The organism is Dyadobacter sp. SRI_021 (assembly GCF_057586235.1).
The window spans coordinates 74383-97875 of the sequence record NZ_JBYCZM010000008.1; the positions used below are offsets into that span (position 1 = coordinate 74383).

A 23493-nucleotide genomic window follows, 5' to 3' on the forward strand; every position below is an offset into this window, starting at 1 on the left:
TCAAGGCAACGCAAACGCCATTACAGATCCCGAAGGATTTTCTTTCGTGCCGCCGACGGATAGCGCCACGAATTGCTTGCCGCCGCTCATATAGGTGCAGGCGGTTGCATTGGCGACGCCCGGGAGGGTGGTTTGCCAGACGAGCTTTCCGGTTTTCTTATCGAGTGCACGCAGCTTGCGGTCCTGGGTGCCGCTGATGAAGATCAGGCCGCCGGCCGTGACGATCGGCCCGGCCGAACCTTCCTGACCGGTTTCAGGGCCTCCGTTTTCCCAGCGTTTTTCGTCGTTACCGAGCGGTATTTGCCATTCGTAGTCGCCTGTGCTGAGGTTAATCGCATTGAGCGTCCCCCATGGCGGGCGCAGTGCCGGGTTCCCCTGCGGATCACGGAAATGGCCATAGGCGGTCAGATTGAGATATTTGTCGGCGCCTTTTTGAGTCTGGCCGGTTTCTTGCTTGGTTACTTTGGCCGAATTCTGGGGGCGGTCGTAAAGGAATGCGATGATGCCCTTTTCTTTACCTTTAATCGCCGAGGCGAATGCTGGCATCTTGCCTCCTCCTTTTTTGATCTTGTCGAGCGCCGCCTCACGTGTCATGCGGTTGCGCAGACCGATCAGCGACGGGTAATTCGGTTCGTCGCCGTTTTTGTCTTTGCCATGGCAGGCCACACAATAGGTCATGTACAATGTCTTGCCCTGGTCGTAAATTGTTTGGTCTTTGGCTTCCTGTTCCAGGTCCACCTTTTTCATTGACTGGATTTCAGGGGAGTCATTGGATTTGACAAAAAGTACTGTCGAAGCCGGATCGTAAGCGGCTCCGCCCCACTCAGCCCCGCCGCGGGAGCCCGGTAACATCAATGTACCTTTGAGATCAGGTGGGGTGAACAGCCCTTCGTAGCGCATCGAGCGGAATTTTTTAACAATCGAATCGTGTCCCGCATCGGTGTAGTGTGTCAGGTCGGCTTCGGTCATCCATTGTCGGGCAAATGGCCTGGGTTTTAAAGGAAATGGCTGGGTAGGGGAGGCAACTTCTCCCGGAATGCGGGATGCCGGCACTTTCCGTTCCTCGATCGGGAACAACGGCTCGCCGGTTTCGCGGTTAAAAACGAATACAAACCCATGCTTGGTGACCTGTGCCACGGCATCGATCTGTTTCCCGTCGCGGCGGATGGTGACCAGGTTCGGCGGGGCAGGGAGATCGTAGTCCCACAAATCGTGGTGGACAAGTTGGTAGTGCCAGATATATTTGCCTGTCGCGGCATCGAGGGCCACCACACTGTTACCGTAGAGGTTATCACCTTTGCGGTCGGCCCCATAAAAGTCGTATGAAGGAGAGCCCAATGCCAGAAATACAATCCCGCGGCGGGTATCCAGACTCATCCCGGCCCAATCGTTGACACCCCCTGCATATTTATAAGCATCTTTTGGCCAGGTTTCGTAGCCGGGCTCACCGGGAAGCGGGATTGTGTGGAATGTCCATTCCAGTTTCCCCGTTTTGCAATTGTAGGCACGAATATAGCCTGGCTGTGCGCCGTACAGTTCGGAAACTTCGGCCCCCATAATCAGCAAATCTTTGTAGATGATACCGGGTGAGGTCGGTATTACCGAAATCGTGGCAGGGTCATCGCGAAGGCCGACATTCATGCTTACGCGGCCATTGTCGCCGAAAGTCATAATGGGTTTGCCCGTATGCGCGTCGAGTGCAAAAAGGTTATCGCCACCGGTAAAGAAGATACGTTTGTCCGGTGCGCCGGACCGCTTCCCATCCTCCCAATAGGTAACCCCACGGCTTACCCCGCCGCCCTCCGCCCCGTCAAACGGGTCGAAGGCCCAGAGTTGCTCGCCGGTTTGGGCGTTAATGGCGTAGGCCCAATGCTTTGCGGATGTAGTGTACATGATGCCGTCGACGATAATCGGGTTGCATTCGCTGCTCCCCGCACGGCTGCCATCTTTCATATCTGCGTAGGAATGCGTCCAGGCTAGTTGCAGCCGGTCTACATTCGAGGTGTTGATCTGGTTTAGGGCCGAATAGCTGGTACTCGCGGCGTCGGCTTTGTAGATACCCCAGGAGCGGTCGGTTTGCTGCCGGTTCTGGTAAGCGACTAGTCCTACAAATGCAGCGATAGCAGGAAGAACGAGCAGATTTTTTCTGTGTTTTTGAATTTGCTTAATTCCAGACATAAAAGGTGAAGCAACGCTTCTTCGTGTGGTTTAGGATGTATGAGATATCATTGATACTCATGCTGTAAAGGCGTTTCACGTTGTGTTTTACTATGAGGAGGGAAGGAGAAAGGAGAGCATAGGAAACTATGGCGCTTCCGTTAGTTTCAGGAGCGCCTCGAGTGTTTTGATCATTACGTACCGAAACAGGCGCGGGAGACTGCTATTAATGGCAGCAGCTGCCCTGATCGCCTTTGAAATCTTCATATTTGTCGTGGTGGCGCATCCAGTCCATGATACCATCCTCATTTCTTCCTTTGGGTGTGAGATCAAGATAGTTATGTGCGCCGATGAGAATGTCTCCGCCGCGGGAATAGCTGGAATAGGTGTGGAAAATGTTGCCTGTCCGGTCCTTGTAAAACACGCTGGTTCCGGGCGATTCTGTGCCTTCGTCATGTTTGGCATATTCGAAATTGTAATAAATCGTGCCATTTTTGAGTTGCTCGTTGGTGAACGATACATGGTAGTCGTAATTGAAGTCGCTGCCGTAAGACGATACCCAGTTGAATTTCCACCCCATTCGCTTCTTGAATGCGAGGAGCTTTTCCAATGGAGCGCGGGAAACGACCACCACTGAGACGTCGTGGTGTTGCAAATGGAGATTGGCACCGTCGATATGATCGGACAGGAACGAGCAGCCCGGACAGCCTTCTTCCCATTCCGGGGCGAACATGAAATGGTAAACGATCAGCTGGCTCTTACCGTAAAAAAGATCTGATAACCAGAGTTTTCCCTCCGTGCTGTCGAAAATATAGGATTTGTCGACCTTGACCCAGGGCAACGCCCTGCGCTGGCGACTAAGCTCATCGTTGAGCCGGGTAAGTTCCTTTTCTTTTTTGAGCAGATCCTTCCGCGCTTTGGTCCATTCTTCCTGGGATACGATCCGGTGCGTTGCAAGACTTTCCTCCAAGCGGCCGGCCATAGTGTCCAATTGTTTTTCCATTGGTTTCTGGATTTAGTTTTATACAAAATTCACGAATAAATCGTGGAAAGAACGAGTGTAAAAACGTCTATTTCGGGGGGTGTTTGAGACAAACTGAACCATCCACACCGCGCTGGGCACTGTGCGAAATTTAATGCCCGCTAGGATTACTTCTGGTACGATTCTTTTTCTTCAGGGTCACATTATAGAAAAAGATTCATCAACTAAATATATATCGTCATGAAAGCTTTGAAGTTGAATATCATTGCATTGGCTATTGCCGGCGGAGCTGCCTTCGGTAACGCTGCTGCCTTTGCACAGATTACCACACCGTCCAGTACACCGCCGTCCACGGTGCCAAGTACAACGCAGCCATCGACTTATCCGTCCAATACTACGCAGCCTAAAACGGTACCCGGCGCCATCGTGCAGCCGTCCGACTTGCCCGGGGCGGTGAAGCCCGGCAGCACGGTGACACAGCCGTCACCAACCACGGTACCGAGCTCCACCACGCAGCCATCGACTGTACCGTCGAGCACCGTACCCAGCAGCGTGACTACGCCGTCAACTAGTACGCAGCCTTCGACAGTCCCCGTAACGCCGACCGATCCGAATGCCGTGCCGCGCACGAACGTGCCGGGAAACTTGCCACAAAGCCCGAATCCAAACAACAGCAACGTGCCAAGAAGTACCATTCCGAGCACAACCGCCGATCCGGCGCAGGTTCCTCAAAGCACAACCATCCCGTCGTCGACTGTACCCGGCAGTTCCACAACACCAGGTAAAATCCCGTGAAGTAGGCGTGCAAGCATTCCCGTTTAAATGGAAGCAATTAATAAAGCCGGGCATTTTGGTGTCCGGCTTTATTAATTGACTGGCACAGTTTTAAAACCTCTTTCAAACAAAAAAACATTAACCATGCCAAGCGTAATAAATCGTGATGAGACAGGGCGGCTGGAACCGGGAGTGGTTCTGGAAGTGTCGGGGGCGGAGTCGGAGAATGACGCAGTACTTGCCATTGAAAATTACCTGCGGGTGAACCAAAAGGAGCACCTTGAATTGGCTGTGCCTGAGAAATGTGCGAATGGGAATTATGAAATCAGGCTGGAATAGTGAGCTATTATTTGGAATTGTCCCTGAAAGCGGATTCCATCTGCTCTTTTTCCATATCCATTGCCCCGAATTCCTTGGTAGGGTTGAACCAGTTGTCGCCGGAAATGTCGGCGATGGCCACGACCTTACCGTGTTGAATTTCTACGAGTACTTTCGAGCTTTTCAGCTGATCCCAGTTGTCGACCCTGCATACTTGCATACACCTGAATAAAAATCTTCCCAAATAAGGTGGATCCGAGGATTCACCACCATGCATGCCTGATAAGAAGACTTCGTGCCCACCAAACGTATGTCTTACTCCTTTCAGGTTCAACTCCAGTTCGGCGGTAACATATAATCGTCGGTGGGTAAATATATGTACCGCCTTGATTGTTCCGATTTCCATCATGCGTTTCCTTTGATGTAGGCCAAAACGGGCACCAAAACCATGCCGTTGACCCCGTTTTAATAGTTAAATAACGTTGGCTAGCAGTATCAGGCTATTTGAACGGCAATATATACGTTTGGTAAATGATTTGTAGTACTAATATTACTAAAAATTTGGAATTTTACTGGATATTCTAACAATATGTTGTAGAAAAATTCTTCAAAATGTCACTGGACAAGACTGTATAAGTCACTGTGGTGAACTTACTGAGAAAAAATTATAAGCTTTTAAGGGTATGGAAATGAGCGGATAACGTCTTATATGCAGGTTGTATCACGAATGGCTAACCTGGAATTGCGATGAAAACTGTACTGCTTGTTTCCCTTTTAATTCAAAGTCTGTCTATGAACGCGCCGTTAAACGCCGGCTGCCAGATGAGCGCCCCGCCGAATGAAAATGCGCGGGAAAAAAAGTTCGCTGATTATTTGTATCCCGCATTCATCAAGGGGGTGGTTCATTTCCGGAATGGCACAAAACAGGAAGCACTACTGAACTACCATTGCCAGGACGGCCAGATGCAGTTTCTGAACCCGAGGGCGGATACCTTGCTGTTTACCGGCAAATATCTGATAGACTATATCGAAATAGGGGAGCGCCGCTTTGTCCTTACCGAGGCCCATTCGGATATGGAGGTGATTGGCGTGGCAGGAAAAGCCCTTCTGGCTTCCCGGACACAACCCGAAACGGTGGGGAACGGCCTTAGTTATTCGGGACAGCATTATTCTGCTTCGGAAGGAAACGCTGCGCACGTGCAAATGGTAAGCAACCAGGGTGGGCATATCCAATGGGAAAACAATGCGTCGAGCCACCGGCGCCGGATCAAAACCACCTATTTTCTGATCGATCGGAACCGGATCGTACACCCGGCGTCCAGGCGTGCGTTCCTGCATGTGTACGGGCGTAACAAGCGCCAGCTTACACACTACCTGCGCGGGAACCGTGTCGATTTCGGTGGAGCGGACGATTTGCGGAAGCTGCTCGGATTTTGCGACAGCCTCACCGCTCTTTGACAGAAACCTTCCGTTTGAACATTCGGTACGAAAACAGGCGGGAATTGTTTTCAATTGGTTAAGTTAGCGTATTGATAGTGATGTGCTTACGTGTAACTGCGCGCTATGAAAACACTTTTTCTGTTATTCTTTTGGCTGTTCGCTGTGCGGGCAATGGGGCAGGAATCTCCCGCGGATTTCTCCACTTCCGATATTGCTGTGCTCGAAAGCCGTAGCGCAGGGTTGCGACTGAATGCGCCCGGGCTGCGTGTCATGGCATCCAACAATTTCGATGTGAAGTATTACCGTTGCGAATGGGAAGTTGATCCTGCGGTGAACTACATTACAGGCGTCGTGACGCCACATTTTGTAATGACCGCCGCGGGAAGCAGCATTACCCTCGACCTGTCGAGTGCTTTGACTGTGTCATCCGTGCAGCAGCATGGAAGTAACGTCGCCTTTACCCATGCCGCGGACGCGCTGACGATCACGCTGCAGAATCCACTGGGGAGTGGGACGAAAGATTCGGTCACGATCAGCTACGAAGGTACCCCACCGCCAGCGAATGCCGCTTTTGTGGTAGCTACGCATGGGCCGTCGGCAACGCCGGTAGTTTGGACATTAAGTGAGCCTTACGGAAGCCGCGACTGGTGGCCCTGCAAAAATGGCCTGGACGACAAGGCTGATTCACTGGATATTTACATTACGCACCCTGCAACGTATAAAGCGGCCTCGAACGGCTTACTGAAAAGCGAGACGGCAGTTGCGGGTTCCAAAACCCGGACGCACTGGAAACACCGCTACGCAATCGCGAGTTACCTGGTGGCTATGGCGGTCACAAACTATAATGTGCTCGATAATAGTGTGTTGATAGGAAGCACGGATGTGCCATTCAAAACTTATTGCTATCCGGAAAGCCAGGCTACTTTTCAAGGAGGTGTGCAGAATGCGCTCGACGCCATGGTGCAGTTCAGTAACCTGTTTGGCGATTACCCTTTTAACAATGAGAAGTATGGACATGTGCAATTCGGCTGGGGCGGCGGAATGGAACATCAGACCTGCTCGTTCATGGTCAATATGGGCGAGACGCTCATCGCACACGAATTGGGGCACCAATGGTTCGGCGACAAGGTGACCTGCGGAAGCTGGCAGGATATCTGGCTGAATGAGGGTTTCGCAACGCACCTCGCCAGCATTTATACGGAGGCAAAATACCCGGCCAATACCAAAACGGCCCGTACCAACGAAATCAATACGATTACCTCGCAGCCCGGCGGTTCTGTATGGGTGGATAATGTAAACGACGTGAACCGGATTTTCAGCAACCGCCTGAGTTACCTAAAAGGTTCGCATTTGCTGTACATGCTGCGCTGGATACTGGGCGACGCCACGTTTTTTACGGCAGTCAATAATTACATCAACGACCCTGCGCTGGCTTATGGTTACGTCACCACGGCCAACCTGAAAAGCCATCTGGAAGCGGCCAGCGGGAAGGATCTGACCTATTTTTTCGATCAGTGGTTTACCGGCCAGGGGTATCCTTCCTACCAGGTTGAATGGTACCCGGTGGGCAACACGGTTCAGGTGAAGCTGAACCAGACGCAATCACATGCGTCCGTCAGCTTTTTTCAGTTGCCGGTCCCGCTGCTTTTTCGTAATGCGAATACCAACCAGCAAAAACTGGTGGTGCTGAATAACACCACCAACGGGCAGTTTTTTACCGATAATCTTGGTTTTGAAGCCACTGAAGTAGTTTTCGACCCGGACGTATGGCTAATCACGCGGAACAACACGCTTACCAAGAGCCTGGCGCCCTTGCCCGTGACATTCGGCAAATTCAATGCAGAATGCCGCGGTAGCAATGCACGGCTAAGCTGGCAAACGACCGAAGAAGTGAATGCAGATTATTTTGAAATCCTCGCAAGCAACGATGCACGGAGTTGGGAGGCGATCGGGCATGTACTGGCAGTGGGAAATTCAAAGCAAGTGAATTCGTACATCTTTGATGTGGGACAAGTATTAAACCATGGTTATTTCCGCATTAGGGAATACGATGCGGATGGTAGCACACAGGAAACGCGGATTGTAGTGGCCGATTGCGCGGATGAAAGGGCCTGGAAAATTTATCCGAATCCGGTTACTGATTTTTTTACACTTGAAGATTTGGGAAACGGCGTATTCTCTGACAAAGCGTCTCCGCAAATGCTATGGATGTACAATGTAAAAGGAGACCGATTTTTGCTTGAAACCAAAATTGAAAATGGTAAGACGCGCACATTCGATGCGCAACATTTACCGCCCGGATTGTATTACGTCGCAACCGGTAAAGGGCAAGTCATCCAGAAGTTATTAAAGAACTAGATTGGCGAATCTGAATTGACGCACACTATAAACAAATGAACAATGCAAGTTTTATTACTGTCTGCATTCTTTGCGGTGTATTTCATCCCCGGACTTTTAAGAGGTCCTTATCTTCAATCAGCCACATCGACCAGCATTGTAATCCGCTGGCGTACCGATGTGCCCACGGACAGTCGTGTAGCGTTCGGCCCTGCGACCGGTTCACTTATAATGCATGTCGATAGCCTGACATTGGTTACGGAACATGAAGTGAAATTAACCGGACTTCAACCGTTGACGCGATATTACTATTCGATAGGTACCTCCCAGCAAGTATTACAGGGCGATTCCGATAATTATTTTGAAACTGCTCCGCCGCCGGGCCAGTCGGGGAAATACCGTATCGGGGTGTTTGGTGACTGCGGCAACAATTCTGTAAACCAAATCAACGTACGTGACAACCTGACTGGTTTTCTGGGAAATGAGTATATGAACGCCTGGCTTTTACTCGGCGACAATGCCTATCAGGCAGGTACGGATGCTGAGTATCAAAGTGGTTTTTTTAATGTTTATAAACAGAAATTTTTAAAGCAATCGCCGCTGTATCCGTGTCCGGGAAATCATGACTATGCCAATAATGTCCAGCGTCAGGTAGATCATGCAGTGCCGTACTACGGGATTTTTACTGTCCCGGCGGCCGGGGAAGCGGGAGGGGTTGCGTCAGGAACGGAGGCTTTTTATTCATTTGACTATGGTAATATCCATTTTCTCTCCCTCGACTCTTATGGCAAAGAGGACGGCACGACCCGGTTGTACGACACGCTGGGTACTCAGGTTCAATGGATCAAGGCGGATTTGGCAGCTAATACGAATAAAGAATGGATAGTGGCTTACTGGCACCATCCACCGTTCACAAAAGGCTCCCATAACTCAGACACCGAAGCAGAATTGGTGAAAATCCGCGAGAATTTTATCCGGATTCTGGAAAGAAATGGTGTTGACCTGGTGCTATGCGGTCACAGCCACGACTACGAGCGTTCGAAGCTGATGAAGGGGCACTATGGCATGGAAAGTTCGTTTGATGCTGCGATTCACAATATCAGTCAATCGTCAGGAAGGTACGACGGTTCGATCGGCTCATGTCCCTATCTGAAAAAATCATCTGACAATGAAGGGACCGTATATATAGTCACTGGTTCGGCGGGTCAGTTGGGTGCTACGCAGGCGGGTTACCCGCATGACGCATTGCCGACGGCAGATAATCAGCACGGCGGCGCCCTGCTGCTGGAAGTGGAGGGGAAGCGGCTGGATGCGAAATGGATTGCCTCCGACGGGCTCGTTCGTGACCAGTTTACGATTGTGAAAGATGCTAATGCCAAAACGTCGATCGAGATCGAGAAAGGTCAAAGCATCAATTTGTCGGCTTCCTATCTGGGTGATTACTTGTGGAGTACTGGCGAAACCACCCGTGAAATTACTGTAAGCCCGGCAGCTACAACCGATTACTACGTTCATGATGCGTACGCCTGCCTTGCCGATAGCATCACAGTGGAAGTTACCAACCCACTGCCAGTACGATTGATCAGTTTCTCAGGCTCATCCGAGCGTGGCATTGTAACCCTGCGTTGGCAAACGAGCGAGGAAACCAACGCAGGCCATTTTGTCATCGAGCGGTCGATGGACGGGCGCCATTTCGAACCCATTGGCGAGGTAGCCGCGGCAGGCGACTCGCGTGAAATGAAGAGCTACTCATACCGGGATGCCGGAATCTCGGCAAGCCTGGAAAAAGCATATTACCGGCTGGTAGAGGTGGATTTGGATGGCCGGCAGCAGACTTCAAGAATCATTGCGATATCAATAATCAATGCAAATGACAATTGGCTTCGTGTGCAGCCCAATCCATCAAAAGGAAAGGAAATAGTTATTCAAATTACTGAATTGCTAGGTAATTGTGAATTGACTATATCAGATATTAGCGGGCATTTTTTGGAAAGACGGAATGTGTTTTCAGGCAAAAATCCTCTTAATATTTCTTTTGGGATGAGAAATGCGGGGACATACGTTGTTACTTTGGTTATTAACAGCGAAAGTATTTCGCGGAAAGTAATTGTTGAATAAATTCAAGTATTCAGTCATATAATTCCACAAAATCAATTTCATTAGCGTAAAATGGTTTGAAACTATCTAGTAAACTAAATTCAAATCCAATGCGCTATCCACTCTATTCTTTTTTATGCCTTTGTTTTGCTCTTTCCCTAATGTCAGGTTGCGATCAAAAGAAGAAGAATTTAGTCAAAATATCCATTAATCACTTGAAAGCGGCTGGGGATACGGTATTGGTCGCCAGGACGAACATGATTAATTTTGATGATGTGGAGCTAGGTAAAGTGATATTGGATAGCGCGGGAAAAGGAACTGCTGAATTTGAACTCGATGCGCCAGTCTTTGCTCATGTAGCTGCTGCACACCTTGCGGCAGCATTTTTCGTCTCAACGGGTGACGAGCTGGCGATAGTGCCGGCAAAAGCAGGAGCGAAAGTTTCGATTAGTTTTGAAGGGGACGGAGCGGCGGTCAATCAGTTTATCATGGAATCATGCCAGATATGGAATGGCTTGGAGAAATGGGACGGAACTCATGCCATTCATTTGAACAAAGAGGAATTTTTAAAAGCGAAAGATTCGTTGCAGAGAGGATATGGACAGCTATTTGCAAAACTGAAATCAAACAAACAGGTGTCGGCGGAAATGCTCAGCTTAATGAAAAGTTACACTGAAATGAGCGTTGTGTTTTATCAGCAGAATTTCTCTATTGGGAAAGACTCCACCGAAATTCCCGCAACTGTCGCAGAAGCAATCAAAAGAATACCAATTGTACAATTGCGCTCAAAACAGGTATGTTTGACTATGCTTTAATTGCTTCTAATTTTTATCAGCATAAAATCTACAATGCTGTTTACGATGAACATGAATCGGCGGATTGGGACTCACTGGAACCTATTTTCCCGACGTTGGTGGAAGAAAAGATTAAATCCGGTAAATATCCCAGGTTAATAGAAGACTTTTTTCGTGTGAAGGCTGCGGACCACCAGTGGGGTATCCCACGCTATCTGTTGATCGACGCGCAGGGCCGGATGGTAGCAACACACGCGCCGCGGCCTTCGTCAGAAGATGTTCAGGCTGAATTGCGCAGGCTTCTGACTGTTAATCGCGTCGCGCAGAAATAAACATAAGTACCTAAGCCTAGCAAGCCGCGGCCAATCCAAATTCCGCCAGCGCCCTTGGGAAATTCCGCCCCTCGTGCCCCGAACGGCTGAGTTTCACCAATGCAAACCGCTCAAGGACGTCGAGCTGCATCCATTGGCTGGTAGAAATGAGCGGACAGTTCCATCCCCGCGTACGCTCATGCACCTCCTCTGGTACATGTTCGTATATCCACGCAGGGTCGAGGTTTTTGAGCAAGCCTGGAACCGTTTTAGTGTATTTCCAAACCAGTTCATTCACGTAATCCGTATAGATTTCGATTTCCAGCTCCGTGTGACACGGCATTTCGGCCAGCAGGTCCTTTTCATCGTAATTGAATTTGGCCCAGTCGGCAAGTTGCAGCTTCACGCGGCAGGCGTCAAGCTTGTAACGGACGATCATCGGAATGCAGCGTAGGCTATCTACAAAATCACTTTCGAATGCAAAAAATCGGGTTTCGATAACGGATATGGTTGTCATGGTCAGGCTGGTTCGAGGTTGGATGATCGGGTAAGTTCGACGGCCAGGAAAACGGCCTTGCCGTTGTCGCAGGTAGGGCAGCAATAGCCGGCCGGAAGATCTTCGAAGGCGGTCCCGGGTGGGATATCACCGAGCATGTCGCCATACTCGGGATCATAAATGGTCAGACAATCGGGGCATTGGTGCACTGTCTTTGCCATTTTGACGGCCGTTTTGGCTTCGTCGGGCTCGGACAGCATAGTTTTCAGAGTATCCCTCGATCGCTGATTGTTAAACCGCCTGCAAAGACGTTCCAGCTGGGCAGGCAAATGTATTTTAAACAAACCCCTTTCGAACAGCACTTGCGCGCGGCTGTTGGGGTTGAAATTTTCGGTATAGTAAAGGTCGTAGACGCTGAACAGCGGCAGCTGCCCGATTTTTAGCAGCGGACGTTTCCGGATGAGCACCGATCCGAAAACTTCGGATTTCGGGCGTGTTTGAATACCAAAACAAAGCCCGAAAGTGCGGGTATCGTTTTTGGAAAAATACCGGATCAGTTCGTTTTTAAGTTCTGCGCCGTCTGCATTGTGATCTTCCGTTTGCCAGGCCAGCTCGTTAGCTGCATGGCGGACATTGATGTTGTGTTTTCCCAGGATGTTACTCCAAGCTTCGCGGTACTGGTCTTCAATTCCTTTGATAACCAGTGATTTCCATGGTGTGGAGCAGATTTCGCCTACGCGCGTTTTGAGGCATAATGCACACACATCGAGCAGGAATTCAATCGAAAACTCTTCGTCGCGACGGTAAAGCCCCAGCCAGGTACGCGACTCGTAGCGGTTGAAGCCTTCGTAATAGGGCAGGGAAAACGACGGCAATTCGAGTTCCTGCTGCGACGGCAGGAAAACATAGCTGATACGGTCGGCCACAGCTGCTTTCAAGGCATTTTCTTCATTCAAGCCTTCGTCCAGCATGCATTCTTCCACCACTTTCGAAAGCCGGCCGATTTCGTTGGTATAAATCAGCCCATCCCATTTGAAAACCGTGTTGGTTTGCTTCAAACGCACATATAAATACCAGAAATGGGGCTCTGGCGAAGAGATGAAATTGAGATTGCCTGTAAAAAAAGGCGTAAAACTCTGATTGGAATCCGAGATATTGATTTTTAGCCCAGGCACAAAGTCAAAACTATCGAGCACGGAATGGTATTCGCTGGCATTGAGCCACTGCCCGGTCCGGAAAACCTCCTCGCCGCAATACGAGCTAACCATATTGGGCCGGCGGTCGGTATTGATCTCATAGAAAATGCCCAGTTTTTTGAAATCACTTTCCAGAAACCGCATATCCTCGTAATGCACGGTCATGAGCAGCTGCTGCCTCGATCCGAACCGCACCTTGCGGACGTTCGCATTCCACGCCGCCGAAAGAATGTCTTTCAGGTACCCCGGTGAAGCAATGCCGCCCGGCAGGTTGATTTTTATGTGGTAATAGTCGCGCATCGTGTGTTACGGTTTTGTGGTCAGAAGTGGTCAGATGTTGTCAAGTGTTGTCAAGTGTTGTCAGGTGTTGTCAGGTGTTGTCAGGATTTGTCACGTGTTGTCAAGTATGGTTTTTAAATCAGGAGAGAACGATCATTTGACTATTGATGACCATTCATGACTATTCCTGACAACACCTAGCATAAGTTCAATTGGCCGCCAAATTCGCGTCCAGCGCTTTTTCAAGTATCGACCTCACCTCCGGCCGACACGAGCCGCAACCGGTTCCGGCGCCAGTCGTCTGGCAGAGCTTCTGGAAATCGCCGCAGCCACTTGCAATGGCTTTTTCGAGGTTTCCTTGTCCTACATTGTTGCAGGAACATACCAGTTTGCCCATCATCGGTTCGGCTTTCTGGCTGGCGCGCAGGAGCTGAAGGCGTTTTTCAGAGAGCTCCACACCGCCTGCGATCAGGTCGCGGAATTCGAGGAATTCGTTCTTGTCGCCGATCAGGATAGCGCCTACGAGCTTGTCGCGGTGCACGATGCACTTTTTATAGTAACGCTTTGATTTATCGATAAATACAATCTGCTCGTAGGCTGGATCGTTGGCCGGGGCGTCGGTCATGCCGATGCTGCAAAGCTGCAACCCTTCCATTTTCAGGATGTTCATCGACGTGCTGCCTTTGTAAGGCTGCGAAATGTCGCCTGCGAGATGGTTGGCGATCACCTCGGCCTGCTGCTCGGCGGCGAGGGTAATGCCCCACATCTGGCCATTCCATTCGGCAATTTCCCCGGCGGAATAAATGTCCGGATCGGAGGTTTGCATGTAATCGTTTACCACCACGCCGCGCTTGCATTCGAGGGAGGCTTGCTGCGCGAGGTCGATGGTCGGGACGGTGCCTATTGCCAGTACAACCACCTGGCAGTCGATCTTCCGCCCCGATTTCAGCCTGATTCCTTCTACGGTATCCGAACCCGAGAAGGTAGCCACCTCATCATTGAAATAACATTCTATTCCACGGTCGAGCAGCTCCTGGTAGAGCAATTCGCTCCCTAGCGGGTCGAGCTGGCGCTCCATAAAACGGCCGCTTCGCTGGATCACAGTCACTTTTACATCCATTTCCCGGAACGATGCCGCCAGTTCCAGGCCCAGAATTCCCCCGCCGACGATTACCGCATGAGGATCGGGCTGTTTCAGAAACGGTAGAAGCGAGTCCGCGTCGAGGCGCGAGCGCATGTTGAAAATCCCGGGCAGATTAGGCACACCCTTCGGCATGAATGCCTTGCTGCCCATGCCGAGGATGAGCTTGTCGTAACGGTGTTCCAGCCCGTTACTATCGATCACGGTCTTGTGTTTCCGGTCGATGTGCATGATACTCACACCTTTGTGTACGGTAATGCGGTTTTCGGCAAACTGGTCTTCACGAAGCTTCACGAGCTGTTCCCAGGTTTGCGAGCCGCTGATATAGTCGGGCAGCATGACCCGGTTATAGAACGGATATATTTCTTTGGAAAAAACATGGATCTCATCGTCGGTATTCAGTTGGCGGTAGGAATTGATAAAGCCCAGCCCGGCCGACCCGGCGCCGATGATGATGATTTTTTCAAATGGCTTTTTGTATAAGGCGACCTGGACAGCCGAGAACTTGAAATCAGGCTCTTTGGATTTTGGGTCTACCAGCGAGCTGGTCAGGTTATTGGCCCGTAGCAGATTGCTTCCTAATATTTTCCCCCAATGCATAGGGAGGAAGCAAAGCCCCTTGCGGACGTCCGTGGTAATTTGAGCCTTCACGCGCACTTCGCCCCGGCGGCTGCTGACCGTCACTAAGCTGCCTTCCAAAATGCCGCGTTCATACGCGTCTTCCGGGTGTATTTGCAAGAAAGGTTGGGGGATGTGTTTGTTTAATTTCGCAACGCGACCCGTTTTTGTCATCGTGTGCCACTGGTCACGAACCCTTCCGTTGGTTAAAACCAATGGGAATTGACTGTCTGTCGGCTCGGAATGGTTTTCGTCGGGGACGGCGTGTATTTGGGCTCTTTTATTTTTGGTGTAGAATTGATGATCTGTGAACAGACGTTTGGTGCCTGGCTGTCGCACGTCTGCCGAACGCTCACCATCAAGCGACGACAACGGCCATTGAACGCTGCGTTTCTCTTTCAGCAATTGGTGGCTTACCCCGGTCACGTCGATGGTTGTTCCTTTGGTAACCTTCACGTATTCGTCGTAAACCTCGGAGGTAGTTTTGTAATTAAATGCTTTTTCAAAACCCATTTTCTGCGCAAAACGCCAGAGGATTTCGGAGTCGGGCAGCGCTTCTCCCGGTGCATCGAGCACTTTGGGGAGATAGGTAATGCGGCGTTCGGCGTTGGTCATGCTGCCGTCTTTTTCGAGCCACGCGGCTGCGGGGAGCACCACATCGGCGAAATGCACGGTATCCGCGCGGTTGGAAACGTCCTGAACTACCACGAAACGCGATTTTTTCAATGCGGTTTCCACGGTATTCATGTCCGGCATACTTACCAATGGGTTGGTATTGATGATCCAGATCGCTTTCAGTTTGTCGTTAGCAAGTGCCTCGAACATTTCGGTGGCGGTGAGGCCGGGCTTGTCGGCAATGCGGACGGGCGTGTTCCAGAATTTCTCTATTTCTTCGCGGTGTTCGGCATTCAGTACCTCGCGATGGCCCGGGAGAATGTTGGCAAGGCCACCTGTTTCCCGGCCGCCCATGGCATTCGGCTGGCCGGTTAAGGAGAATGGCCCATTACCGGGTTTCCCAATTTTACCGGTAATTAAATGCAGGTTGATGAGCGAAAGGTTTTTGTTTACACCGATTACCGACTGGTTCAGACCCATTGTCCAAAAGGAAAGAAAGCCTTTCGAACGGCCGATCCATTCGGCGGCTAAGGCAATGTCGGCGGAAGGGACACCACAAATGTCGGCCGCTTCCGCCAAAGTGCGCTGCATTACTTGTAGCCGGAATAATTCGAAACCATCGGTGTGGTCTGCAATAAACCGCTCATCGAGATAATCGTTTTCGATCAGCAAACGGCCGATCGCATTGTTAAGAACAATGTCGGTGCCAGGGCGGATCTGCAAATGCAGGTCGGCCGAGCGGGCGGTGTCGGTCACGCGCGGGTCCACGCAGATAATTTTGGTATCCGGTCTCGCCGTTTTGTGGGCTTCCACGCGCCGCCAGATAATGGGATGGCACCAGGCCGGGTTAGCGCCGGTTACGTACATGACATCGGCCGCCTCAATGTCGTCGTAGCAAACAGGAACGCTATCCTCGCCCAGTGACAATTTGTAACCCACCACCGCCGAACTCATGCACAGGCGGGAGTTGGTGTCGATATTGTTGGACCCGATGAAACCTTTGATCAGCTTGTTTACCAGGTAGTACTCCTCCGTAAGGCATTGACCGGAGACGTAAAATGCTACCGAATCGGGGCCAAATTTTTTGATTAATGTTTTAAAAACCGTCGCTGAGCGTTCCATGGCCTCATCCCAGGTTGCGCGCTGCAAGGGCATCGAGCGGTTCAGGCGCATCTGCGGGTAGAGCAGGCGGTCGGACTGGTCCATGACCGTGTAATGCAGGTTCATACCTTTGGAACACAGCATTCCCTTGTTCGAAGGGTGCTCTTTATCTCCTTCAAGGCTTAGTTGGCCGTTACTTTCTTTCGTCACCACGACCCCGCAGCCTACGCCGCAGTAACAGCAGGTCGATTTGTAGGAATTGGGGGCTGGTTTCATTTTAAATGAATGATTGAATGATCGAATGATTGAATGATTGAATGACTAGAACTGGTATTAATATCAATCTTTCTTTTTTTCTTTTGCTTTGGATCCCCGGGTTAAAACCCGGGGCAAGGGGATTCTTTATTTGCTGACAGCAGCCATCTATTGCAGTTGACTTTAGTCAACTGAGATTGAATTGAAATTGAATTGAGATTGAATTGAAATTGAATTTCATCTTGCAGATCCATCAAGCCTCTGCTGGTTCCAATTTTCCAGTTTCTGCTGTGATGGTCTGTGCTTTCTCAAAATTGATCAATGCGACAATGGCAGCCACACAAGCAATAGCGACACCGATATACATAAATGCTTGCGAATAAGTAATAGAGCTCGATTTGAACAGGAAGCCCGCGAGTACCGCGCCCACGTTACCGCCTGCACCTACGATGCCACTCACCGAGCCGATCGCTTTTTGATTAATGAAAGGAACAATCGCGTAAGTAGCGCCGTTCGCCATTTTCAAAAACATTGCGAAGCAAAGCATCGTGATTACCGCGCCCACAATGCTGCCGCTCTGTGCGAACAATGCAATGCCGATTCCTTCGAGGGCAAGCAGGAGCGCCAGCAAACGACCTTTGCCCAGCATACCCCATTTGTTACCGACTTTATCCGCGACGATCCCCCCCACTGCCCGAGCGAAAATGTTCATAAAACCGAACGTGCCGGCCAGGATACCTGCCGTGGCCAGGGAGGTATTGAAGTTTTCCGAGAAATACAATGCTGCTACATTATCGAAAGTAATTTCAATTCCAAAACACGCTCCATATGCCAGGAACAGCGCCCAAGTACGCGGATCGCGCATCGCGATGCCGAGGGTACCCTTCGCTTTGGCTGCTTTCGGATTAGCGATGGCAAGGTCTTCAAAGTTGCCTGCCGGCGTATCTTTGGTGAAGAAGTAATACACGAATGCAAAGATGAGCAATGCAGCACCAGGGATCACCATCGCGATTCTCCATGCCGATTCCGGCACGTAACCTGCGCCCACGAATGCAGCGAAAATGAGCGGCATAACCATGTTGGTGATACCGCCGCCGAGGTTCCCCCAGCCACCGGCTACCGCGTTGGCCGTTCCGACGATCTTCTTGTCGAACATCACCGAGGTGTGGTACTGGGTCACCACAAAAGAAGCACCGATCACGCCGATTGCCAGGCGGAAAAGCAGAAAGCCTTCGTATGAGTTGACCAAACCGACCGTCATGACCGGAATCGAGCCAAGGCCTAGCAATGCAGCATAGGTTTTGCGCGGGCCCCACGAATCGCAAAGTTTCCCGATCGCGATGCGGGCGATGACCGTTGCGGCTACGGAAGCGATGATAATGTTACCGATCTGAGGCTTGGTCAATCCGAGGTCGGTTTTGATGACGGTCATCAATGGAGCCAGTCCGAACCATCCGAAGAAACAAAGGAAGAACGCCATCCAGGTCAGGTGGAAGGTGCGCATTTGCACGCCTTTGAAACTGAAAATGTTGAGTTTTTCAAGCGGCTTATTGGTCGTTTCCATAGTAATAAGAGGTTGAAAGTGATGGTTATGACAGACTTATTTCAAAAATTCAGGTTTGATGTTGATCATCAGGTAAGCCCAGTTGGACATTTTTTGCGGATTTTTCACACCTTTTACCTGCGCGAGGCTCTTGGTCGAGAAAAAGGTGCAGTAGCCGCCCTGGAAGCTGATGGTCTTCGTGAGATTGTAGTTGGCGATAATATCGAGCTCTTCGCCGAAGCTGGATGAAAGTTTCTGATTGTCAGCTACACGCACTACGGCGGCGCTGGCGAAATGATGCAGGTCGGTATTGATGGACAGCTTTTCGGAAGCTTTGATGGTGGTATTGATGTAAAGGTCCGAAAGCCCGCCCTTGCCGAAGCCGTTGGCCGCGTAGAAGTAATCCATTTGTCCCCAAAACTTGTGCGGCGTGCCGTAAAGCGGGTCGAAAGTGTGGTTCCTGGCTGAGCCGGTAGCTGTGCCGGAGGTGTAGTCAAAGCCGGGACCAATGGAAAATGCACGGCTCATCGCATACAACCCCCGGACAGAATACATATATGCGCTCAATGTCGCGCCATCTTTGTCCTTGCCGGTTTGATAAAAAGCATTGGCAGTCAGCGTCCAGTTTTTACCGATTTTGGTTTGCAGATAAGGCCCTAACGTAACCCTGCTCCGCACGCCGTTCGTCAGCTTCTTCACGCCCGCCGTATCCAGTGTATATTTCTGAAAATCGTCCTTCACAACGAGGAAAGAGGTATTTCCCTGTTTTAATTTTTTACCCAAATACAGGAATTGCAGCGACTTGTACATCGTCCCGATGCCGTTCGTTCCGGCTGTGTAGCCCACGGGCACGCCGTCGTACAATGTACCGGTTTTGAGCTCACGGTTTTGGTTATACGCAACTCCCAGATGGGCGGTAAAGCCATTGAAACCGTACTTGATCAAAGCCGCATCGTGCCGCCGTGCCTGTTGCAGCCAGTCGAGGTTGCCCAGCACGCGGCTGTCGTCGTAGAGCAATTCCTGCCGCCCGATCTTCAATGCAAACTCTTTACCGAGCTTGGTCTGGTTGGTATCCAGCAAGCTGATCTCCCCCCACGCTTCGTGCAGCATCAGCCCATTCAGCGACGAATTGGTAATGCGGTTGTTTGTAGAAGCATCCTGCCCCCAAACGCGCACATCCTGCACGGCAACGAAAAACTGCGTTCGGTAACCCTTGTAGCCCGCATTCAGCCGGGTACGCTGGGAAGTGAAAAAGGCAGGCTTTTCGCTTTTGGAAAGCATTGTGCCTTGTCCGTCAAGCAACTCCGTCCGAGTCCGTAGTTGACCCGAAAGGCTGAACTGCGCCATCGTCCGCGTCGGGGCCAACAGGCCGGCCGCGGTAATGCCCAGCAAAAGGAGGTAAACAGCTTTTCTCATTGTGATTATGTTTAGGTTGGAGTGAAAGCTAAGCAGGTCAAAATGCCATCTGCATATTTTGCAGGTATTCGAATGCGTAGGCGGGACTGAGGGCCACAACTTCGCCCATTACCATGATCGCCGGCGTGCCGATACCGCTCTCGCGTACGAGGCGGGGCATCTCCCAGACCTGTCCCACCACACTCTTCTCATCCGGCCGGGTGCCGTTCTGAATCACGGCCATTGGCAAATGTCCGCGTCCGAAGTGTTTGTATAGCGCGCAAATCTCTTCCAGTTTATTCAAACCCATTAAGACAATGACCGTCGCTTTCGACTGCGCCGCCAGCCGGAGATCGTCCGAAAGTTCGCCGTTCTGCGTCGTGCCGGTGATCACCCAGAAGCTCTCGCTTAACCCGCGGCGTGTTACCGGTACGCCCAGCGAAGCCGGAACAGCGATGCTGCTGGAAATGCCCGGCACAATTTCGCAAACGATGTCGTGGTCCTGCGCATATTCGATCTCCTCATGCCCGCGGCCGAACACGAACGGGTCGCCGCCTTTGAGCCGTACCACATGGCCGCGCTTGCGGGCGAGGCGTACGATCAAGCCGTTGATCTCGTCCTGCGAGAAGGAAGGGTTTCCCACTTTCTTGCCTACATACATCTTCAATGCGTGGGCTGGCGCAAATTCCAGGAAAGCCGCGTTGGCGAGCTCGTCATACAGTACCACATCTGCCGTTTGCAATGCACGCATGCCTTTGAGTGTGATCAGTTCGCTGTCGCCAGGGCCGGCTCCTACCAGTGTCAGTTTCGCTTCCATCTCTTATATATAATAGGGTGAATATTAGAAATGTACTATATATAGTATTTTGTAACTATATCAATTATTGGTTCAAATTTACTAGTCAAATTTTATAAAACAATCATTTTGCCAAAATTTATGTTTATTTTTAACCATAAATACGAATTAAAAGTTAGGAATTTAAGAAAACGCGATTTACTTTTGACTTATCGAAAAAGTAATGATGCGCCTGCAATATTAGAATAGTTCAATAAAATAATCGTGTTTTCACAAATAAATAGTTATTAATTACTATGAAAGCTGTTTCAAACACCCGGATCGTCGTAGTTGGCAATGGTATGGTGGGCTACAAATTCTGTGAAAAGCTCCTCTCGAGAAAAAAAGACGGACAGGACTTTGCCATCACTGTATTTGGTGAAGAACCGCGTGCCGCCTATGACAGAGTACATTTAAGCGAGTTTTTTGCAGGCAAGACGGCAGACGACCTTTCGATGGCCGGTGTCGACTGGTATGCCGAAAACGGGATACGGCTGTTTTTGTCCGACCCGATAGTAGATATCGACCGGGAGAAGAAACTGGTACGTTCGCACCATGGACATATAGTATATTATGACTACCTCATAATGGCCACGGGTTCCGGAGCATTCGTTCCCTCGATCCCGGGCGTCGAAAAGGATGGGGTGTTTGTATACCGCACCATCGAGGACCTGGAACTGATCCAGTCGTATGCTAAAAAAGCCAGAAAAGGTGCTGTGCTCGGTGGCGGCCTGCTCGGTCTCGAAGCGGCGAAAGCATTGCTGGACCTGGGATTGGAAGAAGCGCACGTAGTAGAATTCGCCCCGCGCCTCATGCCGCGGCAGATCGACGACGCCGGCTCACGCATGCTGCAAAGCCAGCTCGAATCGCTCGGTTTACAAATACATTTATCGAAGAGTACACAGGAAATTAAAGGCGACGACCGCATTGAAGGAATGCAATTCGCTGATAATAGCTTCCTGGATGTGGATATGCTCGTGATTTCCGCAGGTATCCGTCCGCGTGATGAGGTTGCCAAAGTTGCGGGACTCGAAACCCACCCACGTGGCGGTATCGTCGTAAACAACCAGCTGCAAACTTCCGATCCGTCCATTTTCGCAATCGGCGAATGCGCATTGGCACACCATATGATCTACGGTCTCATCGCGCCAGGCTATGAAATGGCCGATGTGGTAGCGACGATGCTGACCGGCGGCGAGAAGGAGTTCTTGCCTTATGACATGTCGACCAAGCTGAAACTCATCGGTACCGACGTGGCGAGCTTCGGCGATCCGTTCGTGGAAGAGCCTGCTTGCCGTACAATCCGTTACGAAAACAAGGCCAAAGGCATTTATAAACGTATTAATGTAAGCACCGACGGCAAAACTTTGCTGGGTGGGATCCTGGTTGGGGAGGCAGAGCAATATAATATGCTATTGCAAACCTGCAAGAACAAAACCGTTCTCCCGCCCGACTCCGAAGACCTGATCCTGGGCTCCCGCGGGGGCGAGGAAGCGGGCGCAGGCGTAATGAGCCTGCCCGACGATGCGCTCATATGCTCGTGCGAGGCTGTTACCAAAGGCATGATTTGCCATGAAGTAGGCGAAAATGGCCACCACACCGTGGATGCGTTGAAGAAATGCTGCAAAGCGGGTACAGGCTGCGGCGGCTGCATCCCGATGGTGAAAGATCTGATCGCCGGTGTGATGAAGGAAAAGGGCGTTTATGTTCGCAATGTGATCTGCGAGCACTTCGATTACTCACGGCAGGAACTCCTCGACCTGGTGAAAATGAATGGTTTGAAAACTTATGGCGCGGTACTTGACCATCACGGCAAAGGCGATGGCTGCGAAGTATGCAAGCCGCTCGTAGCCTCGGTGCTGGCCAGCCTTTGGAATGAGAATATCCTCGAAAAAGACCGTGCTGTGGCGCAAGATTCGAACGATCGTTATCTGGCCAATATCCAGAAAGGCGGTACGTATTCGGTGGTTCCGCGGATTCCCGGTGGTGAAATCACGCCCGAGAAACTGATCGTGATCGGCCAGGTGGCGCAGAAATACGGTTTGTATACTAAAATCACCGGCGGCCAGCGCATTGACCTCTTCGGCGCGCACTTGGGCGACTTGCCGGATATCTGGGAAGAACTGATTGGCGCCGGCTTTGAAAGCGGCCACGCTTACGGGAAATCGCTGCGGACCGTAAAAAGCTGTGTGGGCTCGACCTGGTGCCGTTTCGGAGTGCAGGATTCCGTATCCTTCGCAATCGAAGTGGAGGAGCGCTACAAAGGCCTGCGCTCGCCGCATAAGCTGAAATCGGCGGTATCGGGTTGCGTGCGTGAATGTGCGGAAGCGCAAAGCAAAGACTTCGGCATTATCGCTACCGACAAGGGCTGGAACCTGTTTGTCTGCGGCAATGGCGGCGCCAAACCGCAGCACGCGCAATTGCTCGCCAGCGATGTGGATAAGGAAACTTGTCTCCGTCTTATCGACCGCTTTTTAATGTTTTATATCAAGACGGCTGATCCTTTGACGCGTACCGCTACCTGGCTCAACAAAATGGAGGGTGGTATGAATTATCTCAAGGCCGTGGTCGTGGACGATGTACTGGGCATTGCCGAAGAACTTGAACGCGATATGCAGAACCTGGTCGACGTCTACAAATGCGAGTGGCGCGAAGTGGTGGAAAATCCAGAGCTCCGCAAACGTTTCACGCATTTCGTGAACACGCCGATGAAAGACCCGAGCGTCACATTCGCGGATATGCGCGACCAGAAGCGCGCTACCGAATGGGCGTAGGGACCGGGATCCATGGCGCATTGCCGGCTCCCCGG

General features: G+C 50.9%; 17 protein-coding genes. 8 read left to right on the forward strand and 9 right to left on the reverse strand.

The annotated features are described in order from the left end of the window. Nucleotides 1-2178, reverse strand: coding sequence for an outer membrane protein assembly factor BamB family protein (locus AC2YIT_RS23420; protein WP_430843609.1), 2178 nt, complete (start codon nucleotides 2176-2178; stop codon nucleotides 1-3). 205 nt (nucleotides 2179-2383) lie between these two features. Further along, nucleotides 2384-3160, reverse strand: a complete 777-nt coding sequence (locus AC2YIT_RS23425) for a DUF899 domain-containing protein (protein WP_430843610.1) — start codon at nucleotides 3158-3160, stop codon at nucleotides 2384-2386. A gap of 219 nt (nucleotides 3161-3379) precedes the next feature. On the opposite strand from AC2YIT_RS23425, the gene AC2YIT_RS23430 reads away from it, so the two are divergent. Together AC2YIT_RS23430 and AC2YIT_RS23435 are read left to right on the forward strand one after the other, a co-directional pair. Further along, the gene (locus tag AC2YIT_RS23430) at nucleotides 3380-3934 is read left to right on the forward strand and encodes a hypothetical protein (RefSeq protein ID WP_487280771.1); all 555 of its coding nucleotides are present in this window, start codon (nucleotides 3380-3382) and stop codon (nucleotides 3932-3934) included. Nucleotides 3935-4057: 123 nt separating this feature from the next. After that, entirely contained in the window at nucleotides 4058-4252 is a 195-nt protein-coding gene (locus AC2YIT_RS23435; protein WP_430843612.1) for a hypothetical protein, read from the forward strand. A 7-nt stretch (nucleotides 4253-4259) separates the two neighbouring features. Here the strand turns inward: AC2YIT_RS23435 and AC2YIT_RS23440 are convergent, their stop codons facing one another. Next, entirely contained in the window at nucleotides 4260-4451 is a 192-nt protein-coding gene (locus AC2YIT_RS23440; protein WP_430843613.1) for a hypothetical protein, read from the reverse strand. Nucleotides 4452-5023: 572 nt separating this feature from the next. Here AC2YIT_RS23440 and AC2YIT_RS23445 point away from each other — a divergent pair. The 5 genes from AC2YIT_RS23445 (at nucleotide 5024) to AC2YIT_RS23465 (ending at nucleotide 11231) form a co-directional block, all read left to right on the forward strand. Next, on the forward strand, nucleotides 5024-5689 hold the full coding sequence (locus AC2YIT_RS23445; protein ID WP_430843614.1) for a hypothetical protein: 666 nt from the start codon (nucleotides 5024-5026) through the stop codon (nucleotides 5687-5689). 105 nt (nucleotides 5690-5794) lie between these two features. Beyond that, nucleotides 5795-8029, forward strand: coding sequence for a M1 family aminopeptidase (locus AC2YIT_RS23450; RefSeq protein ID WP_487280772.1), 2235 nt, complete (start codon nucleotides 5795-5797; stop codon nucleotides 8027-8029). Nucleotides 8030-8071: 42 nt separating this feature from the next. Further along, nucleotides 8072-10126 carry a metallophosphoesterase gene (locus AC2YIT_RS23455; protein ID WP_487280773.1) on the forward strand — a complete coding sequence of 685 codons (2055 nt, stop codon included), beginning with the start codon at nucleotides 8072-8074 and terminating at the stop codon, nucleotides 10124-10126. Between the two features lie 89 nt (nucleotides 10127-10215). Then, on the forward strand, nucleotides 10216-10920 hold the full coding sequence (locus AC2YIT_RS23460) for a hypothetical protein (RefSeq protein WP_487280774.1): 705 nt from the start codon (nucleotides 10216-10218) through the stop codon (nucleotides 10918-10920). Continuing rightward, on the forward strand, nucleotides 10902-11231 hold the full coding sequence (locus tag AC2YIT_RS23465) for a TlpA family protein disulfide reductase (RefSeq protein WP_430843618.1): 330 nt from the start codon (nucleotides 10902-10904) through the stop codon (nucleotides 11229-11231). Before AC2YIT_RS23460 ends, AC2YIT_RS23465 begins: the two co-directional genes overlap by 19 nt. A 16-nt stretch (nucleotides 11232-11247) precedes the next feature. On the opposite strand, the gene AC2YIT_RS23470 is transcribed toward AC2YIT_RS23465, so the two are convergent. The 6 genes from AC2YIT_RS23470 to cobA form a co-directional block, all read right to left on the reverse strand. Next, entirely contained in the window at nucleotides 11248-11727 is a 480-nt protein-coding gene (locus tag AC2YIT_RS23470; RefSeq protein WP_487280775.1) for a nitrate reductase associated protein, read from the reverse strand. Nucleotides 11728-11729: 2 nt separating this feature from the next. Beyond that, nucleotides 11730-13202, reverse strand: a complete 1473-nt coding sequence (locus AC2YIT_RS23475; RefSeq protein WP_487280776.1) for a rubredoxin — start codon at nucleotides 13200-13202, stop codon at nucleotides 11730-11732. A 187-nt stretch (nucleotides 13203-13389) separates the two neighbouring features. Further along, nucleotides 13390-16932, reverse strand: coding sequence for a molybdopterin-dependent oxidoreductase (locus AC2YIT_RS23480; protein ID WP_487280777.1), 3543 nt, complete (start codon nucleotides 16930-16932; stop codon nucleotides 13390-13392). 232 nt (nucleotides 16933-17164) lie between these two features. Further along, a complete protein-coding gene (locus AC2YIT_RS23485; RefSeq protein ID WP_487280778.1) occupies nucleotides 17165-18475 on the reverse strand; it encodes a NarK family nitrate/nitrite MFS transporter in 1311 nt (436 codons plus the stop codon). A 36-nt stretch (nucleotides 18476-18511) separates the two neighbouring features. After that, complete coding sequence (locus AC2YIT_RS23490; protein ID WP_487280779.1) at nucleotides 18512-19870, reverse strand: alginate export family protein; 1359 nt, start codon at nucleotides 19868-19870, stop codon at nucleotides 18512-18514. A 37-nt stretch (nucleotides 19871-19907) separates the two neighbouring features. Further along, nucleotides 19908-20666, reverse strand: a complete 759-nt coding sequence (gene cobA, locus AC2YIT_RS23495; RefSeq protein ID WP_487280780.1) for a uroporphyrinogen-III C-methyltransferase — start codon at nucleotides 20664-20666, stop codon at nucleotides 19908-19910. A 275-nt stretch (nucleotides 20667-20941) separates the two neighbouring features. Here cobA and nirB point away from each other — a divergent pair, with 275 nt between their 5' ends. Then, nucleotides 20942-23458: a nitrite reductase large subunit NirB gene (nirB, locus tag AC2YIT_RS23500; protein WP_487280781.1), complete on the forward strand. Its 2517-nt coding sequence runs from the start codon at nucleotides 20942-20944 to the stop codon at nucleotides 23456-23458. Nucleotides 23459-23493 lie beyond the last annotated feature (35 nt).

Coding starts and splice junctions, on each gene's coding strand:
- AC2YIT_RS23455 (WP_487280773.1), top strand. CDS start 8,072: ATGCAAGTTTTATTACTGTCTGCATTCTTTGCGGTGTATTTCATCCCC.
- AC2YIT_RS23430 (WP_487280771.1), top strand. CDS start 3,380: ATGAAAGCTTTGAAGTTGAATATCATTGCATTGGCTATTGCCGGCGGA.
- AC2YIT_RS23470 (WP_487280775.1), bottom strand. CDS start 11,727: ATGACAACCATATCCGTTATCGAAACCCGATTTTTTGCATTCGAAAGT.
- AC2YIT_RS23460 (WP_487280774.1), top strand. CDS start 10,216: ATGCGCTATCCACTCTATTCTTTTTTATGCCTTTGTTTTGCTCTTTCC.
- cobA (WP_487280780.1), bottom strand. CDS start 20,666: ATGGAAGCGAAACTGACACTGGTAGGAGCCGGCCCTGGCGACAGCGAA.
- AC2YIT_RS23485 (WP_487280778.1), bottom strand. CDS start 18,475: ATGGAAACGACCAATAAGCCGCTTGAAAAACTCAACATTTTCAGTTTC.
- AC2YIT_RS23435 (WP_430843612.1), top strand. CDS start 4,058: ATGCCAAGCGTAATAAATCGTGATGAGACAGGGCGGCTGGAACCGGGA.
- AC2YIT_RS23480 (WP_487280777.1), bottom strand. CDS start 16,932: ATGAAACCAGCCCCCAATTCCTACAAATCGACCTGCTGTTACTGCGGC.
- AC2YIT_RS23445 (WP_430843614.1), top strand. CDS start 5,024: ATGAACGCGCCGTTAAACGCCGGCTGCCAGATGAGCGCCCCGCCGAAT.
- AC2YIT_RS23420 (WP_430843609.1), bottom strand. CDS start 2,178: ATGTCTGGAATTAAGCAAATTCAAAAACACAGAAAAAATCTGCTCGTT.
- AC2YIT_RS23450 (WP_487280772.1), top strand. CDS start 5,795: ATGAAAACACTTTTTCTGTTATTCTTTTGGCTGTTCGCTGTGCGGGCA.
- AC2YIT_RS23425 (WP_430843610.1), bottom strand. CDS start 3,160: ATGGAAAAACAATTGGACACTATGGCCGGCCGCTTGGAGGAAAGTCTT.
- AC2YIT_RS23475 (WP_487280776.1), bottom strand. CDS start 13,202: ATGCGCGACTATTACCACATAAAAATCAACCTGCCGGGCGGCATTGCT.
- AC2YIT_RS23440 (WP_430843613.1), bottom strand. CDS start 4,451: ATGCAAGTATGCAGGGTCGACAACTGGGATCAGCTGAAAAGCTCGAAA.
- nirB (WP_487280781.1), top strand. CDS start 20,942: ATGAAAGCTGTTTCAAACACCCGGATCGTCGTAGTTGGCAATGGTATG.
- AC2YIT_RS23490 (WP_487280779.1), bottom strand. CDS start 19,870: ATGAGAAAAGCTGTTTACCTCCTTTTGCTGGGCATTACCGCGGCCGGC.
- AC2YIT_RS23465 (WP_430843618.1), top strand. CDS start 10,902: ATGTTTGACTATGCTTTAATTGCTTCTAATTTTTATCAGCATAAAATC.